This is a genomic window from Chitinophaga silvatica, from assembly GCF_003419895.1.
Taxonomy (GTDB): domain Bacteria; phylum Bacteroidota; class Bacteroidia; order Chitinophagales; family Chitinophagaceae; genus Chitinophaga; species Chitinophaga silvatica.
On record NZ_QPMM01000002.1, the window covers coordinates 455,193 to 472,161 of the forward strand.

Genomic DNA, 16,969 nt, shown 5'->3' on the forward strand with positions numbered 1-16,969 from the left:
TTCAGACAACCAAAATAATGAGTGATCAACAATTAATAGGATTACTGGAAAAATACCTGCAGGGAAATTGTACGCAGGAAGAAAAAGTGTCGCTGGAATCCTGGTATGAAGGGTATAGAGCAAAGACTATAGAGCATACCGAACCAAACCTTCAACAACTCTATAACGATATTGCAGACAGGCTGAAATCAGAAAGTGAATGGACAGAACAACCACAGTAAAGGTTGTGAAATATAAATGGTGGAAACTTGGCGCTGCTGCCGCATTATTGATGCTAATAACAGCTTGGGGCCTGAAATTCTATAATTTCAGCCCGGAGCAACAACTGGTACTGAATACGGGAAAGGGTGAACGAAAAAAAATAGTCCTGCAGGATAGTACGGAAATTTGGCTGAATGTTGGTAGTAGCCTGAGTTATCCGGCTACAATGAGCAATAGGCGAACAGTAGATTTACAGGGTGAAGCTTTTTTTGAGGTTACTAAAAATAGCAGTAAACCCTTTGTTGTTCATGCGGCAGATCTGAATATCAAGGTACTTGGAACAAAATTCAATGTAAAGGCATATAAAGATGAAGATGCCCTGGAAACCTCTCTGGTAGAAGGTAGTATAGCCATTACTTATCAGGCAAACAGCATTACATTAAAAGCCGGGGAAAAACTAACATTAAGAAAGAAAAATCAGGCACTACCAATATTCTCCGATGGTAAAGCTTTAGATTGGGGAGATAAAATCGCAATTATTGAAAAACTGAATGCGGAAGCTAATAGCAAAAACAGTGAACTTGAATGGATAGATAACAAACTGTCATTTAAAGACAAATCATTTCCACAACTGGCACGACTAATGAGTCGCTGGTACAATCGAAAAATTATTCTGGCAGATACCTTTCCGGAAGATTACAAATTTAAAGGCACATTTAAACAGGAAACTGCAATCGAGGTTTTACAAGCCTTACAGGTGACCGCCGACTTTCGTTATACAATCAAAGGAGATACTATTTTTCTCCATCATTAATCAACCAAATCTTTTAAAAATTATTACGTATGAAAACTAAATAACTACTTCTTCCGCCTTAATTAAAAAAAGGGAAGTTGCACCTTCCCTTCAAAGCTAAACATGGAACGAAACAATAGCTCCGTGCGGGATACTTATTGTTTCTAATGTCTAACGTTCAATTTCAAATGTATGAAAAAAACGCTGTGTTTAAAAACAGCCCTTTCCAACTATTTAGTGAGAAAAACATTCATGTGTATGAAGCTTTGTCTGATTCTCATTACTGTTTCAATTTTACAGGTACGTGCCGAGGCATATTCACAAAGTAAATTTACACTCAACAGCCGGCAAATCACACTACATAAGCTGTTAGAGTGGGTTGAAACGAAAAGTGACTACCGTTTCCTTTACAATTACAAAACCTTTCCGAAAGATGAAAAGGTAGACGTAAATTTTAAAGATGCTACCCTGGAAGAAATTCTGGACAAGGTATTAAGCCGCAATTTCAGATATAAAATGCTGGAAGGAGGAATGGTAGCTATTTCCGATGCAAAAGCCGATATAACGGTGAAGGGTAAGGTTACTTCCGAAAACGGACAGGAACTTCCCGGCGTAAGCATCCAGGTTAAAGGTACCAGTAAAGGTACTGCCACCGATGTTGATGGTAACTTCACGCTCAATGTTCCTGAAAATGCTGTTCTCCTCGTTTCCTTCCTGGGTTATCAATCTGTTGAAGTACCGGTAAAAGGGATTCAGCAACTTCCGGTTATCAGATTAAAACCTTCGGAATCCGGATTAAATGAAGTGGTGGTGCTCGGATATGGTCAGAAACAAACCCGCCAAAGTATTACTGGTGCTGTTTCCAGCATTCAAACGAAAGAACTTAAGCAAAGTCCGGTAGCCAACTTATCCAATGCATTGGCAGGTCGATTACCCGGACTTATCACTGCTCAACATTCCGGCCGCCCCGGTGGCGATGATGCACAATTGTTTATTCGTGGTATCAGCACCATCGGTGCTACCAACCCATTGGTCGTAATTGACGGGTTGCCTAGGGGAGATGCCAACATCGGACAATTAGATCCCAACGAAGTAGAATCTGTTTCCATCCTGAAAGATGCTTCTTCCACCGCTTTATACGGAATCCAGGGTGCTAACGGTATTGTGCTGGTTACTACCAAGCGTGGTAAAAACGGTCCTCCAAACATTCAGGTAAATGGTCAGTATGCCTTGCAGCAGCCAACTAATTTTCCACGCTTCCTGAATTCTTATCAATCTGGTTTATTGGAAAATGAGGCAGCGAAAAATGATGGGCTGGCTCCTGTATTTACCGATCAGGAACTGGAATATTATAAAACCGGATTAAAGCCCTATGATTACCCGAACACCGATTGGTACGAGGAAATGATTCGGAAAAATTCACCACAAAAAACGCTGAATGTTAATATCGGTGGTGGATCTCAATATGTAAAATATTTCGTTTCCGGATCTTACCTCCGCCAGGAACCACTTTATAAACGTGCCGATGAAAATATTTACGGCATCAAGTATAAATACGACCGTTTCAACTTCCGCTCGAATGTGGATGTTACGCTTGATAAAAACACTGACCTGCAGGTAGATCTGGCCTCCCGGCTCGAAAACAGAACTGGTCCATCAAGTGATCGTAATGGTAATGAATTCCTTTGGGTGGTTTTATCACAAATGACTAATCGTCTTACTCCACGACTGAATCCTGATGGCTCCATCGCCTCCGGTACAATGAGGGAGGATTTTTACAATCCTTATGGTATGCTTACCCGAAACGGATACCTAGATGCTTACTGGCATAGTACCAATGGTAGTGTGGCATTAACCAGAAAACTCGATTTCATTACTCCCGGATTAAAAGTTAAAGGTCTTTTTACCTTCGAAAACTACGGAGATATCAACTTTGCATTGGATCAGGAATTCGATTCTTACCGCTATAAATCTGCTCCCGGTACAGAGGGTACGTATACCCAACACCGTAAGGCAACCAGTTTACAACGCTCCGGTTATTCGAGTGGTGAAAGATATTACTACTACGATTTTAAGTTGATGTATGATCGCGACTTTGGTAAACACGCAGTTAGTGCTTTATATCTTTTCAACCGTAACTACCGCTCACAATCGGGTAACCTGCCTCGTGTTTATGAAGGATTTGTAGGTAGGGTTGCTTATAACTATGCAGCTAAATACTACTTCGAGTTCAATGCCGGATATAATGGGTCTGAGAATTTCCCTCCGGGCAAACGCTATGGTTTCTTCCCTGCCTTATCTGCTGCCTGGGTGCTGAGTAGCGAAGATTTTATGAAAACACAATCTACTTTCAGTTACCTGAAAATGAGATTTTCTCATGGATATGTAGGAAATGATCAGATTGGTGGCGACCGTTGGTTGTATATGTCTGACTATGCAAGAGGAGATGGCTTTACTTTTGGTAGCGTGGCTTCCAGCGTGGGAGGTTACTACGAAAACAGAATCGGAAATACAGCCATCACGTGGGAGAAAGCAGCGAAAACCAACTTAGGTATTGAAACAGGATTTCTGAAAGACAAAGTGAAATTCTCCGTAGATCTCTTCAATGAATTACGTAAAGACATTCTCACCTATGCCGGTACTATTCCATCTTATTTGGGAATCACTGCTTCACTTAACAGAAATCTCGGTCGTATCAGAAATAGGGGGATAGAAGGAGAACTCAATATAAACACCAATGTTCATCAGGTTGGTTTATTTGCAAAAGTAAACTACCAGTATGTGAAGAATAAAATACTGGAACTGGATGAACCCAAATTAGCCTATCAGTATCAAAGTGCTGTTGGTTATCCTGTTGGCTATGGTCTTGGATATATAGCAGAAGGATTATTCCAGAGCCAGGACGAGATTAATAAGAGTCCTAAACAAACATTTTCTCCACTTATTCCCGGCGATATCAGGTACAAGGATATTAATGAAGATGGAAAGATTGATGAAGCTGATAGAACTATGTTACCTATGATGAATGTGCCAACCAATTATTATGGAGTAACACTGGGGCTCGATTATAAAGGATTTGATGTTAGTGTTTTATTTCAGGGAGCCGGAGGTGGCAGACAAATATTCTCTGCACAGCTAACTGCCAATTATCGCGAAAGCTATCGCCCTTTTCATGAAGGAAGGTGGACACCCGAAAATGCGGCCAATGCTACTTTCCCGGCACTTCACCTAACTGAAAGTAATATGGTCAACAACTTTATGGAGTCTACATACTGGATCAGAAAAACTGATTATGTGAAATTGAAGAATGCAGAAATCGGTTATCGCTTGCCTGTACAATGGCTGAAAAAAGCAAAGATCAAGAGTGCGCGTGTATACGTAAACGGAATGAATCTGCTCACCTGGGATAATGTAAAAGAATTGGGAATTGATCCGGAATCTAATACAGGTGGGCGTTGGGGCTGGCAGCCTTATCCGATTATGCGCATATTCAATGCTGGTATAACTATTAATCTTTAATCATCTGCGGTAAACAATAGCCATGAGAACATTCGTCATTAAAATAGGAGTCGCAGCTGTACTAATGCTTGGTATTACAGCCTGCGGGAAAAATTATCTCGATAGAAAACCTAGTGATCTGATTACTGAAAAGGAAGTATTTTCTAATATTGAAAATGCGGAACGATTTGTAAATACTATATATCAAAGTCTTCCTAATCTCTTTCAACCTTATGGTTGGGGATTATGCAGTGCAACTGATGAAACCAACCAGGCCAACGATACTTATGCCGGCAACTTCAATACTGGTTCTATGAGCCCTTCGAATTTCCCTTTGCAAAGCCGGTGGGGAGATTATTACGGAAAGATTCGTGCATGTAATAAATTCCTGGGTCAGTATTCTTTGGTACCAAATGATCCTAATTATCCACAACGTCGTAGTCGGTTAAAAGGAGAAGTCTTACTGCTAAGAGCATTTTATTACTTTGAACTGATGCGTGCTTTTGGAGGAATTCCTTTACTGCTGGACGAAAAAAATCCTTTTGATGATCCATCTGGTATTTATTACAAACGTAATAGCATAGATGAAGTAACAGCAAGCGTAATCAAAGATTTACAGGAAGCAGCAACGCTGCTACCCGTAACATATAACGATCGTCCTTCCAACTGGGGCCGCAGTTCTAAGATGATAGCCCTGGCATTGGAAGGAAGAGTGAGATTGTTTTATGCAAGCCCGTTATTTAATCCAAATAATGTGGCTCAACGCTGGAAAGAAGCAGCTACAGCTTGTAAAGCGGCACTCGATACTGCTATCAATAACGGCTATACGTTAAATGAGAACTACAGCGATATTTTTACCCAGTATTTCAATAAGGAGGTGATCTGGAGTCGTGGTGCCCCAGGCGCTTTCGGTGATGGAGGAATAGATCGTGAAATGAATCCTCGTAGCGCCAATGGTTATGGAAATGTTACACCACTACAGGAATTGGTGGATGATTATGAAATGAAAGCTTCCGGGCTGGGAATTACAGAACCCGGATCTGGCTATAGCGCACAACGACCCTATGAAGGCAGAGATCCACGCTTTTACGCTACTATTCTATATCCTGGAGCTACCTGGAAGAACAGGGTTTTAGATCCTAATGGAGCCGATGCTCCACGCTCCGGCCAAATTGCAACCAATTATTGGCCTCGTAAATATCTGCTGCCATCTGTTGACTTATACGCTGGTACAGGAGCTTCCGATCGAAAATGGGTATTGATCAGAACCGCTGAATTATATCTCAATTATGCAGAAGCACAGAATGAAGCTGAAGGTCCGGGTGCCGATGTTTATGCTGCAATGAATGCAATTCGTGCCAGAGCAGGAATGCCTGATTACAGTGGTGGAGATCAAATAGCTGTAAGAGCTAAAATCCGCCATGAAAGAAGAATTGAGCTGGCATTGGAAGATCATCGCTTCTGGGATGTACGTCGCTGGAAGATTGCTGAACAGGTAGATAATAAAGAAGTACATGGTGTAGCTGTATCCGGTTCCGGCAATGTAACCTATACTTATCCGGTAATAGGCAAACGAGTGTTTGATGTACGCAAGAATTACTGGTTACCAATTCCACAAAGTGAAATCGATAAAGTTGGTGGTCAGAATCCTGATTTCAAGCAAAATCCCGGTTGGTAAAACTAAATTAACTACTAATGAAAACTATTATATATCGTTTGCTGGTGGCTGTGCTACTGCTAACAACTGTTGCCTGTAAGAAAGACAAAGGATTTGTTCACGACAACAACGCACCCGTTGTAATAGATAAATTCACTCCTGAAAATGGTGCAGCCGGTACGGAAGTATTGATCTACGGTACCAATTTCAGTACAGATACCACCGGTGTTACTGTAACTGTAAATGGAAAAAAAGCCCTGATCGAGGGTATTATCAGTGATCATATTCTGATTGTAATCCCGGAAAAAGCAGGCACTGGTAAAATATCTGTAACCATTAATGGTAAAACAACTGAAACGACTAATGCTTTTCAGTATGAATCATCTTATAAAGTAACCACCCTCGCTGGTAATGGAACAGCAGGGTTTTCAGACGGTAAGGGCACAAATGCCTTCTTTAATTTTAATAAGCGTTGTGGACTGGATGTGGATGCCGATGGTAATATTTATGTAGCTGATGCTGGTAATCTGCGTATTAGAAAAATTACTCCGGATGGTACGGTTACTACTCTATGTGGTGGTACCTATGGTTACCAGGAAGGTAAAGGTGCAGATGCACAGTTCTATCTGCCTTTGGACATTGCTACTGATAATAATGGTAATGTGTTTGTGACTGATCCGGCTGCCTGGACAATCCGTAAAATCACTCCTGATGGCACCACTTCCCTTGTGTGTTGGGGGGAAGCATGGGGAATGGGAATAGACAAGCGGAATGGAATGATGTATTACGCCAACGCTGGAAATCCCGGAAGTATTTATCAGGTTACACCAACCGGCGATTCCAAACAGATCATCACAGGTCTTCAGTATCCTGCTGATGTGGCGGTAGATAGTGATGGAAATCTATTTGTTACTGAAAATGGAAAATCTGTTATTAAAAAATTCAGGGCGGGTACCTGGGAACCTGAATTAATTGCAGGTGCTGAAGGGCAAACTGGTTTGGTAAATGGAAAAGGTGCTGATTCAAGATTTGATCATCCGTGGGGAATTGCAGTAGACAAACAAAATAACCTGTTTGTTGCCGGCAACGGGGATAACGAGGGTTCTATTGTAAATACCAACCAATGTATCAGGTTAATTACGGCTAACGACTGGAATGTAAGTACCTACATTGGCGGAAGTACACCGGGTATGGCCAATGGTTCGGGAGCAGCTGCCCTGTTTAATGCCCCAACCGGAGTAGCTGTAGATAAAGATGGTGTAGTATATGTTTTAGACAGAAACAATCATTGTATTCGAAAGGTAGTAGCTGAATAATTATGAAAAAAGCATTTGTGTTGCTGATGGTTTTTGGGTTGATGCAAATCCCTGCATTTGCCCAGCAACCAACAGAATTTAAATGGAATGTTCTTCCGGTTAAAGGATTATTGCTTAGTGTTCCTCCTCCGGAAGATGTACCAATGTTATGTAAGTTTATTAAAGATGCCCTGAAAGCAGAAGGAGTAAACACATTGGTACTTAGAATTGGGTATGCATACAGGTTTAAGTCGCATCCTGAATTGGGAGAAGGAAATATTATTTCTGAAAAGGATCTGAAACAGATAGCCCTGGCTTGTAAAGATGCCGGCATCAGGTTTATTCCAATGATGAATCTGCTGGCTCATCAATCAGAACAATCGGAAATGCTCCCCTTGTTGAAACATTATCCGCAGTTTGATGAGTCGCCGGATTATGGTCCTCCTGTTCCCTGGAAAGATGGAGGAATGTTTGTTTTCTACAGTAAATGTCTTTGTCCACAGCATCCCGATTTGTTTAGTGTGATTTTTCCATTGATGGATGAGTTGATAGAGGTGAGCGGAGCAGATGCGTTTCACGTAGAGTTGGATGAAGCCTGGATTATTGGGTATGATAAATGTCCTCGTTGCGGTGGACGTGATAAGGCCGAACTATTTGCCGGATATGTAAATGCATTACATCAGCATTTGAAAGAAAAGAAATGTCAGATGTGGATGTGGAGCGACCGGCTGATAGATGGGAAGGTAACAAATCTGTTGGCCTGGCAGGCAAGTATGAATAATACGGCCAGAGCTATTGATATGATTCCAAAGGATATTATGATTTGTGATTGGAAGTATGAAGATGCTCCACCAACGCCGGGATATTTTGCGGTGAAGGGGTTTAATGTATTGCCATCGGCCTGTGGAAATACTGATGTGGCGTTAGCACAGCTACAACAGGTATATGCGGCGCGTAAAAATGGATTGAGAGCAGAATTTTCGAGAACGTTGGCGGAGCGTATGCCTGGGGTGTTTGAAACGATGTGGGTTAGTACACGTGAGTTTATAGATGGATATTACAACAGAAAGGGAGTACGTAAAGGCACCCAGGACAACGTGGATACATTTAAGGCCCTATTCGCTGAAATAAGGAAGATGGAGAAATTGTAACTCGCGTTGCTCGTTTTTTTCTCGCAAAGAAGCAAAGATTAATATTAAGAAGTAAAGTTTTTATTAAGAATAATAAAGAAGGATCGAAGCGAATCTTTTTAAGAACAGCTGATAGGTTTAATTCCAAGATAAGAACCTATTGGAAGACCTTAAAAAATAAGCTTCGATCCTTTGTCACTTAATACTAAACTTTGCTTCTTAATATTAATCTTTGCTTCTTTGCGAGAAAAAAAACGAGCCTGCGAGTTACATCTCCGCATTTTGCGAGACAGCCTGGACTTCATACACCGGGCTAAAAAGATATACTTTACCTGTAGCTACTTCGGTGCCTCTGTATCGTTTCCTGATTTTTTCGTTCCGTTGAAATATCCGGCCATCTTTTGTTCTAAAGAAGCCATGTTGAGGGATTTGCTCAATCAGTACATGGTTTTCTTTTTTACGGTCGTAGTTTCTTAGCACGCGCATAAGATTTTCATCAGCGCAGGAGCTGGCAGCCGGATTGGACATACTTTGGCGTATGGCCATTTCAACATCAGGAGGCAGATAGCTTTTGCCTACGAAACCTCTTAATATATTACTGAATTCCTGCTTCCATTCATTACCATGAGCGGCAACACGATTGGCGTATTTATTATAGGTGGTCAGATGGGCAATTTCGTGCAACAGCGTGATTAAAAAAGCGTACCTGTTAAGGTTGCCATTTATGCTTATACGATGTCCTTTCCCGTCGTGTGGATGACGGTAATCGCCCAGGATACTGGCCCTTTCGCGGGTAATAGTCAGATGTACTTTAAAAGTGACAATAAATTCCATTACCTGATCAAAGGTACCTTCGGGCAGGTAACTTGCTAAAGCGTGTAATGGCGCCTCTTTTTTCAAGTGATTACTTTTTAAGCTTCGTCAGCCGGAAAAGACTGAGTGTTTCGAAAATAGTATAGATCAGATAAATGAATAATAAAGAGAAAACGGTGAGTTTACTAAAGTCTGGCTTAAAGGATAGTACATAAGCAACGATGCCTACAATGCAAAGAAAAAACTTGATGAGCATAGAGCCGTAGATAGCTCTTACGAAGGCATTATGGTTAGAGGAGGCCAGTCCCTGGCGGCCTATGATATAAGACACCAGGGAAATGAACGCCATTAACAAATTACCGATCATCAGCACAGTTACGTGCATTCCCTGATCTAATAATTTGGGTTTAAATATGAATAATAATCCGTTTAGAATTCCGAATAATGCGAATAAGCGAATAAAAAATCTGTCAGTCATGCCGTCTGGTGTCTTTTATAATTTGCCACAAAATTATGGCTAATGCAATGAAAGAAAAAATAAGCAGGAATATAGGGAAGCGCCAGCCGATATGCTGGTCTAGTTTATAGCCTGCAAATACACCCAGACCAAGAGTGGCCATCATCTGAAAGGCCAATCCGGCATACCGATACAATAATTTTCGGTTATTCTGCTTCCTGGAGGACGGATTTTCCATGTTTTTGCAAATCAGGTCTGTGCTCCTCATCCATGTAGCAACGGCCATTGAATTTGGCAGTTGGCTCCATTTCAAAATGTGCGGTGTAAACATCACCCTTTACTAATGCATTTCCTTTCAGGAACAATAATTCTTCCACTTTAATGATACCTGTTACTTTACCCAGGATATCGGCACTCTGACATACCAGATCACCAATAATATCGCCTTCCGGACCTACTACAATCTTGGCTTTGGTAGATACTAATCCATTAACCTGACCATCGATGCGAATATCTCCTTCGCATACAATGTCACCCTGGATTGTAGTTCCAGTACCAATAATGTTGATTGTAGATGATGGCAGCATTGCCTTGTTGTCACCTTTCGATTTCGTATTGTTATTGAACATAGGGAGTTAGGTTTTTCAAGTTTACGTGTTGCAAGTTAATAAATATATTAAAAATTTGACATTTGAAAAAAATAGGGCAGGCTCTCGCCACACACACCACTTCGAAGTACTAAAATATTTAAATAATAATAATTAATCAATTACTAATTAATAGGTACTGTTATCAACAGCCGGAACTTTTAAACGAGTAGTGTCTAATTTCCCGGTGAATTCACCATTAATTACCTGTTTAATATTATCCAGGTATTTGTCGCGAAGATTAACAGCATGTTCGAGCGAGTCGGCCCGCATCTTCAGATGAATGAACTCCTTACGTTGCTTCAAATCTCCATATCCCGGGATGTAATAACGTAATGGTGTAAATACAACTGTAGCTACAGTAATGGCTACAAGCAACACAAATAAGGTACTGAAAGCAATATACACACTCATTCTGCTTAACTTGAACGAGGTTACTTCTTGATAGGTATCTTCATTCATAATCACCAAACGGTACTTATGACTGAACTTTTCCAAGCTTCTTCTGTTGTTTTTATTCACCTTACGGGCCATGTTGTGATACTGCTTAAAGGAATTTAAGGCGATAAAGTTAAACAATATTGTAAAATTGAACAGCCTTTTTAGGGAATCTATAAAGTTCTGTTCTTTAAGGTTTGAAAACCAGTCTATTAAATCTTCCCTTATGAGCCAGAAATTCGCTAATTGCTTTGAAATCAACCATTGCAATCAAGTATTTTATCCTATCTTTAAAATATTTTTCCAAACAAAGAGTTATATATAATAGCCTATACACACCCTGGCATCCATGAATTGCATCAAATTGCTACATAAAAATCTGATACTCGTTGTTTTGTCATGTTGCTTGCAGCTAACAGCCATCGCGCAACTCAGGCCTCAAAATCAGTCAAAAAATCTTCCCACACGTGGTCCGATAGATAGCACCCGGCAACAAAATGCAGGTCTTAAACCCCTGTTTAAGTCACCTCAACAAAAAGTTCAGGATAGGCGCCCCCCTTCAGAAGTAATGCTCGAAAAGAAAAAGTGGACCTGGAAAAGAATGTTTTTCCAAAATATGACCACCCGCTTCAATTATTACTATAACGCAAAAACTAAACTCAATAAAGTAGTTAAATCCGCCAACCGCGACGGACAAGACGATTATACAGTTCTTTTACCTTTCTACCCATTCAGCCTGCAAAGCAGCAGTATCAGTAAAGGGGAACTCGATTCCGTTATCGAAAAAAGCTCTATGGGTATCCAATTACATGACCCCCGCGGTAAATGGATAGATGATTGCTTCCTCCTCATGGGGAAAGCATACTTCTACGAAAATGATCTGGATAACGCTACCAAAACTTTTAAATACATCAACATAACTTTTGCCCCCAAAAAGAAATCAGAATATAAAACAGTGGTTGGTGCCAACGAAAATGACCAGATTTCAATCGCTACAAAAGAAAAAAGAAAAGGTCTGCTGGCTTTTCTAAAACATAAAAAAGTGCGCAACGATGCCTTCTTATGGCAAGCCCGCACCCTCCTGGCAATGAAGGAATATGATGAAGTTCAGTCTTTACTCAGTGTTCTCAATGCCGATCCTAATTTCCCGCACCGCCTCGATGGTGATCTGGCTGAAGTACGCGCCTACAGCAATTATATCCAAAAGCGCTACCCCGAAACAATTGAGCCAATGAAACTGGCTATCGAAAAAAGCTCTAATAAAGTTTCCAAAGCCAGAATGTCATTCATCCTGGGCCAATTATATGTTCAACAACAGCATGCCGATTCTGCTCTCGACGCTTTTCGCCATGTCATAAGCCTGAAACCAGATCCAATGATGGATTTCCAGGCCAGAATCCAAATTGCTAAAACAAATGCACAAACCACCGGCGATATAGATAAAAGCCTGGCTGGACTTAAGCATATGCTCAGAAAGCAAAAGTTTGAGAGATACCGCGACGGAATTTTTTATACTATGGGCACCCTGGTAGCAGAAAAAGACCCCGCTGCCGCTGTTAATTTCATGAAACAGTCACTGAAACAACCTAGTGATAATCTCATGCAACGCGCCCTTACCTATAAAGGAATAGCCGATATATATTATAAACAACGGAATTATCCGAATGCCAAAATGTATTACGACAGTACAGCTGGCGTAATGAACAAGGATTTCAGAGATGCGGCACTGGTGAATACCAGGAAAGAAGTACTGTCCGACGTGGTGGCAAAACTCGATATTATCCACAAACAGGATAGCCTCATGCGCATTGCCTCCATGGAGCCTTCCGAAAGAAATATCTACCTGTCGAAACTTTTGGCCGGCCTGAAAAGTGACTCGGCAAAGAAGAAAATTAAAGATGCTTTAAATACCCCAACTACTGAAGAAGGGTTTGCATCTCTCAATAATCCTGGCGGTGCCTACGCTCCCAAGGAAGAAAAGGGTGAATGGTATTTTTATAACCCTGCGAGCAAATCGGCCGGTTATTCCGAATTTAAACGTAAATGGGGAAGCAGAACTATCGCCGATAACTGGCGTCGCAGCCAGAATGGTGTAATGAACCCTACTGATAATTCCCCTGTTACGATTCCGGAAGAAAAACAGGCGTTGGCCACTACTGAAAATATTCCAACCGATAGTCTGACTGTCGAGAAACTGGCGGCCGGTTTACCATTAACTCCAGAGAAAATGACTGCTGCCAGCACTTCAGTTAAAGATGCCTGGTTCGATTTGGGTAAATTGTATCATGATAAACTGGAAGATAATCCACTGGCGATAGAAACTTATGATTCTTTGCTGATTCTCTATCCTGAGCACCCCCGCAAGCCAGAGGTAATTTACTCCCTCTATGTTTGGCATAATAAAGCTAATCATAGTGCTGAAGCAGAGCGATATAAAACATTGGTAATGACCAAATACGGAAATACCAATTTTGCCGATATTATCAGAGCTGGTGGAGTAAAAGATATTGATAATCAGAAGAAAAAAGAAATAACACAGGTCTATAATGATGCCTACACTGCCTTTAAAAAAGGTAATTATGATGAGGCAAAAGCACTTAAGACCAAGGCAGACAGCACTTATGGCATCAATTTCCTTCAATCTAAATTTGATCTCCTCGATGCTATGCTTACCATAAAAATGGATACCATAGCAGCTAATGACAGTTTGCAGTTATCCCGTAAAGCGGTTCAGCAAATATTAAATAAATATGCAGCTGATGGAGAAGTGCTTGCTCAGGCCACGGCATTAATGCAAGCGCTGGAAAGGAAAGCTGAGTTGACCAATTACCTGGCAAAGCTGGATATCAGAAGAACAGCAGACGGAAATCCAATTCTTGACGAAAATGTGTCCATGCGCTATCCCTGGCAAAATCCACAACCTGTTTTTACGGATAAAGTGAATACTGCTAAGGTACCCGCCGATTCCGCCAAGATCATTGCTAAAATGACTTCGCCTTTGCCGGCTCCGCCAACACCAATTCAGCCAGCGAAACCAGTAACACCTTATAAACTGACTGCCGATAATCCGTTTTTTGTAGTGCTTTCCTTCCAGAGAGTATCCAAAGAGCAGATGGATGAAGGCCTAAACCAGTTTGCCCGTTATAATGCCAATAAACATGCGGCAGAGAAAATAGAAGTAGGTAGTTTTGTATTAACACCAAACGACGTTATGCTTATCTTCAGGATGTTCCCGACAGAAGATAAAGCACTGGCGTATTTCGATGAGATCCGCGACGAAGCAGCGGCCAACATTATTCCAAGAATTCAACGTAAGGAATACGATTTCTTCGTTATTTCGAGAGATAATTTTATCCTGCTCAACAGCACTAAGGATCTTACCGGTTATCGAAAATTTTTTGCCGATAATTATGAAACAACACAATAGGATTTCATAACAAAATCCTAAAATTCAGCAAATCTGTAAATCCCCTGGATTTTAAATATCTTTGTCGGTCAAATTGTTATAAACAGGCTTGTTTATTGCAATAGAACTTTATTGAAAAAAAATATTATATAGCCAACAGATAATAATAAATTGCCATTTCATTAGTGCAAAAGGCAATCGTTAAACAAACTTTTATAGCGCATGAAAAAATCGGTGAAAATATTGTGGTGGGTGGCTTTTGGATTTTTAGGTTTTATTGTTCTCATTGTTCTATTGATCAACTTCCGGGTTATTGGAGGAATGCCTCCAATGGAAGAATTGGAAAACCCCCGTGCCGCTCTTGCCTCTGAAGTAATAGCCGAAGATGGTACCATTCTGGGAAAATATTATCAGGTAGATCGCTCCAGCAGCGACTATAATGAGATTTCCAAAAATGTCATCAACGCACTGATAGCTACTGAGGAAACCCGTTTCTATGATAATTCGGGAATTGACCCTAAAGGAACTTTGGCGATTCCTTTTTATCTGTTAATCGGTAAGAAAAGAGGTTCCAGTACCATTACCCAACAGTTGGCGCTGAACCTACAGGCCGATAATGGTAAGCAACGCTCCTCCAATCCAATGCATCGTGCCTTCCAGAAAATTCAGGAGTGGATCATCGCTATAAAACTTGAAAGAAATTTTACCAAGCAGGAAATACTAACGCTCTACCTGAATACTGTTGCTTTCGGAGATAACGTATATGGTATTGAAAATGGAGCCCGTACCTTTTTCAGTAAAGATGCCGGTCACCTCTCCATTGAAGAAGCTGCAGTACTGGTAGGTATGTTGAAGGGGAACACCATTTATAATCCCCGCCGTAATCCGCAGTATGCATTGATCCGCCGGAACACGGTAATCGATAACATGGAGAAAGAGAATTTTATTACTCCAGCTGAAGCCGCAGCTGCCAAGAGCAAACCAATTGTACTTCACTATAATAAGATTGATCATAACAAAGGATTGGCCCCTTATTTCAGAGAGGTATTAAGAGATGAGCTTAAAACATGGTGTAAAAACCATAAAAAGGCAGATGGTATAGATTATAACTTGTACAGAGATGGATTGAAGATCTATACCACTATTAATCCAAGAATGCAGCTTTATGCTGAAGAAGCCGTAGCAAAACATCTGGCTGTATTGCAGAAATCTCTTTTCGCACAAAATGATATCAAAACCGGGAATGTATGGAAGAAATGGCCTAAGTTCCTGGACCAATATATGAAAGAGTCAGATAGGTACAAAGCAATGAAAGATGATGAAGCTTCCGATTCTGCCATTACAAAAGCATTTAATACTCCAACCAGAATGAAGGTTTTTGGATGGAAAAGTGCTACAGAATCCGACCTGAATGAGATTGATACCGTAATGACCCCGATCGATTCCATCAAATATATGCGTGCCGTATTGCAGGCAGGCTTTATGGCAATGGACCCGGAAAGCGGGGAAGTGAAAGCATGGGTTGGCGGACCTGATTTTCGTTATTTCAAGAATGATCACGTAGCTAAAACCCGCCGCCAGGTTGGTTCTACATTCAAACCGTTCCTGTATTGCTTCGCCATCATGAATGGAATGTCGCCCAACACTATTCTGCCAAATGAACCTATAAATATCAATGGGTGGACTCCGCACAACTCTGAAGGTAGCACTGGTGGAAGCATCACCATGGCTGGAGCGCTTGCAAAATCATTGAACCTTGTAGCGGCTTATCTTATTAAGCAGATTGGAGCCAAACCATTTGCCGATTTTGCAAAAAATAAAGTTGGTTTTAGCAGCGATATTCCGGCTTACCCAGCTATTGCATTGGGTGCAGTTGAAATATCACTTTATGAATTATTGCAGGGATATACCATGTTCCCTGGCCGCGGTATCAATACCAAACCTATTTATATTACCAGAATTGAAGACAGAAATGGAAATATTCTGGAAACATTTGCTCCTGTTAAGAGAGAAGTAATAAACGAGAAAGAAGCCTATACCATGGTGAAAATGATGGAAGGAGTTGTAGCACCGGGAGGAACCGGAGCTCGTATTCGCAGCCGTTATAATATCCAGGGCGAAATTGCAGGTAAAACAGGTACTACCAACGATAATACCGATGGCTGGTTCATGGGGTACACTCCTAAACTCCTGGCTGGTGCCTGGGTAGGTTGCGAAAATAACTTTATACATTTCAGTACTACTGCAATTGGTCAGGGTGCTAATACCGGATTACCAATCTGGGCCTTGTTTATGCAAAAGGTATATGCTGATCCAACTCTGAAAATCAGTTCTAATGATCACTTCCCTGTTCCTCCGAACATGAATGAAGATGATATCTATATGAATTACGACTCCAATGTACAACCAGGTGCCGAGTCACAAAATGTAGGTAACGGATCAGCAGACGATTATGGTTCCGGTGATGCTAATGATTATGCAGATCCGGGTGTCCAAAATCCTGAGCCGGTAACAAAACCAAAAGAGCCTAAAGAATCTGCTCCTAAACCAAAAGAAGAGCAAAAGAATATTCCAAAAGCTACTATGCCTGCACAACCGAAAAAAGGGGATAGCAGCAATTAAAATATAAAGGGC

At 41.1% G+C, this 16,969-nt stretch carries 13 protein-coding genes; 8 read left to right on the forward strand and 5 right to left on the reverse strand.

Annotated features, from left to right (window positions below; translation table 11 throughout):
- The first annotated feature begins 17 nt into the window (after positions 1-17).
- The 6 genes from DVR12_RS06170 (at position 18) to DVR12_RS06195 (ending at position 8,595) form a co-directional block, all read left to right on the forward strand.
- Positions 18-221, forward strand: coding sequence for a hypothetical protein (locus tag DVR12_RS06170; RefSeq protein WP_116974683.1), 204 nt, complete (start codon positions 18-20; stop codon positions 219-221).
- Positions 200-1,015 (forward strand): FecR family protein, encoded by an 816-nt coding sequence (locus DVR12_RS06175; RefSeq protein WP_116974685.1) that lies wholly within the window; start codon positions 200-202, stop codon positions 1,013-1,015. The genes DVR12_RS06170 and DVR12_RS06175 overlap by 22 nt, the downstream gene beginning before the upstream one ends.
- Before the next feature lie 237 nt (positions 1,016-1,252).
- Entirely contained in the window at positions 1,253-4,513 is a 3,261-nt protein-coding gene (locus tag DVR12_RS06180) for a SusC/RagA family TonB-linked outer membrane protein (RefSeq protein WP_158563214.1), read from the forward strand.
- A 22-nt stretch (positions 4,514-4,535) separates the two neighbouring features.
- Positions 4,536-6,170 carry a RagB/SusD family nutrient uptake outer membrane protein gene (locus DVR12_RS06185; protein ID WP_116974689.1) on the forward strand — a complete coding sequence of 545 codons (1,635 nt, stop codon included), beginning with the start codon at positions 4,536-4,538 and terminating at the stop codon, positions 6,168-6,170.
- A gap of 17 nt (positions 6,171-6,187) precedes the next feature.
- Positions 6,188-7,465, forward strand: coding sequence for an IPT/TIG domain-containing protein (locus DVR12_RS06190; RefSeq protein ID WP_116974691.1), 1,278 nt, complete (start codon positions 6,188-6,190; stop codon positions 7,463-7,465).
- A gap of 2 nt (positions 7,466-7,467) precedes the next feature.
- Positions 7,468-8,595, forward strand: a complete 1,128-nt coding sequence (locus DVR12_RS06195; protein ID WP_116974693.1) for a family 20 glycosylhydrolase — start codon at positions 7,468-7,470, stop codon at positions 8,593-8,595.
- A 246-nt stretch (positions 8,596-8,841) separates the two neighbouring features.
- Here DVR12_RS06195 and DVR12_RS06200 read toward each other — a convergent pair whose 3' ends face one another.
- From DVR12_RS06200 to DVR12_RS06220, 5 genes are all read right to left on the reverse strand, one after another.
- Positions 8,842-9,474 carry a SprT-like domain-containing protein gene (locus DVR12_RS06200; protein WP_116974695.1) on the reverse strand — a complete coding sequence of 211 codons (633 nt, stop codon included), beginning with the start codon at positions 9,472-9,474 and terminating at the stop codon, positions 8,842-8,844.
- 4 nt (positions 9,475-9,478) lie between these two features.
- Positions 9,479-9,865, reverse strand: coding sequence for a hypothetical protein (locus tag DVR12_RS06205; RefSeq protein WP_116974697.1), 387 nt, complete (start codon positions 9,863-9,865; stop codon positions 9,479-9,481).
- Positions 9,858-10,082: an AtpZ/AtpI family protein gene (locus DVR12_RS06210; protein WP_116974698.1), complete on the reverse strand. Its 225-nt coding sequence runs from the start codon at positions 10,080-10,082 to the stop codon at positions 9,858-9,860. Before DVR12_RS06210 ends, DVR12_RS06205 begins: the two co-directional genes overlap by 8 nt.
- Positions 10,051-10,473, reverse strand: coding sequence for a bactofilin family protein (locus DVR12_RS06215; RefSeq protein ID WP_199417053.1), 423 nt, complete (start codon positions 10,471-10,473; stop codon positions 10,051-10,053). Before DVR12_RS06215 ends, DVR12_RS06210 begins: the two co-directional genes overlap by 32 nt.
- A 147-nt stretch (positions 10,474-10,620) precedes the next feature.
- The gene (locus DVR12_RS06220; protein WP_116975126.1) at positions 10,621-11,025 is read right to left on the reverse strand and encodes a hypothetical protein; all 405 of its coding nucleotides are present in this window, start codon (positions 11,023-11,025) and stop codon (positions 10,621-10,623) included.
- A gap of 253 nt (positions 11,026-11,278) precedes the next feature.
- On the opposite strand from DVR12_RS06220, the gene porW reads away from it, so the two are divergent.
- Positions 11,279-14,356, forward strand: a complete 3,078-nt coding sequence (porW, locus tag DVR12_RS06225) for a type IX secretion system periplasmic lipoprotein PorW/SprE (protein WP_116974700.1) — start codon at positions 11,279-11,281, stop codon at positions 14,354-14,356.
- A 201-nt stretch (positions 14,357-14,557) separates the two neighbouring features.
- Complete coding sequence (locus DVR12_RS06230) at positions 14,558-16,957, forward strand: penicillin-binding protein 1A (RefSeq protein WP_116974702.1); 2,400 nt, start codon at positions 14,558-14,560, stop codon at positions 16,955-16,957.
- The last annotated feature ends 12 nt before the right edge of the window (positions 16,958-16,969 follow it).

Coding starts and splice junctions, on each gene's coding strand:
- DVR12_RS06175 (WP_116974685.1), top strand. CDS start 200: ATGGACAGAACAACCACAGTAAAGGTTGTGAAATATAAATGGTGGAAA.
- porW (WP_116974700.1), top strand. CDS start 11,279: ATGAATTGCATCAAATTGCTACATAAAAATCTGATACTCGTTGTTTTG.
- DVR12_RS06180 (WP_158563214.1), top strand. CDS start 1,253: ATGAAGCTTTGTCTGATTCTCATTACTGTTTCAATTTTACAGGTACGT.
- DVR12_RS06170 (WP_116974683.1), top strand. CDS start 18: ATGAGTGATCAACAATTAATAGGATTACTGGAAAAATACCTGCAGGGA.
- DVR12_RS06205 (WP_116974697.1), bottom strand. CDS start 9,865: ATGACTGACAGATTTTTTATTCGCTTATTCGCATTATTCGGAATTCTA.
- DVR12_RS06215 (WP_199417053.1), bottom strand. CDS start 10,473: ATGTTCAATAACAATACGAAATCGAAAGGTGACAACAAGGCAATGCTG.
- DVR12_RS06195 (WP_116974693.1), top strand. CDS start 7,468: ATGAAAAAAGCATTTGTGTTGCTGATGGTTTTTGGGTTGATGCAAATC.
- DVR12_RS06185 (WP_116974689.1), top strand. CDS start 4,536: ATGAGAACATTCGTCATTAAAATAGGAGTCGCAGCTGTACTAATGCTT.
- DVR12_RS06230 (WP_116974702.1), top strand. CDS start 14,558: ATGAAAAAATCGGTGAAAATATTGTGGTGGGTGGCTTTTGGATTTTTA.
- DVR12_RS06190 (WP_116974691.1), top strand. CDS start 6,188: ATGAAAACTATTATATATCGTTTGCTGGTGGCTGTGCTACTGCTAACA.
- DVR12_RS06220 (WP_116975126.1), bottom strand. CDS start 11,025: ATGGCCCGTAAGGTGAATAAAAACAACAGAAGAAGCTTGGAAAAGTTC.
- DVR12_RS06210 (WP_116974698.1), bottom strand. CDS start 10,082: ATGGAAAATCCGTCCTCCAGGAAGCAGAATAACCGAAAATTATTGTAT.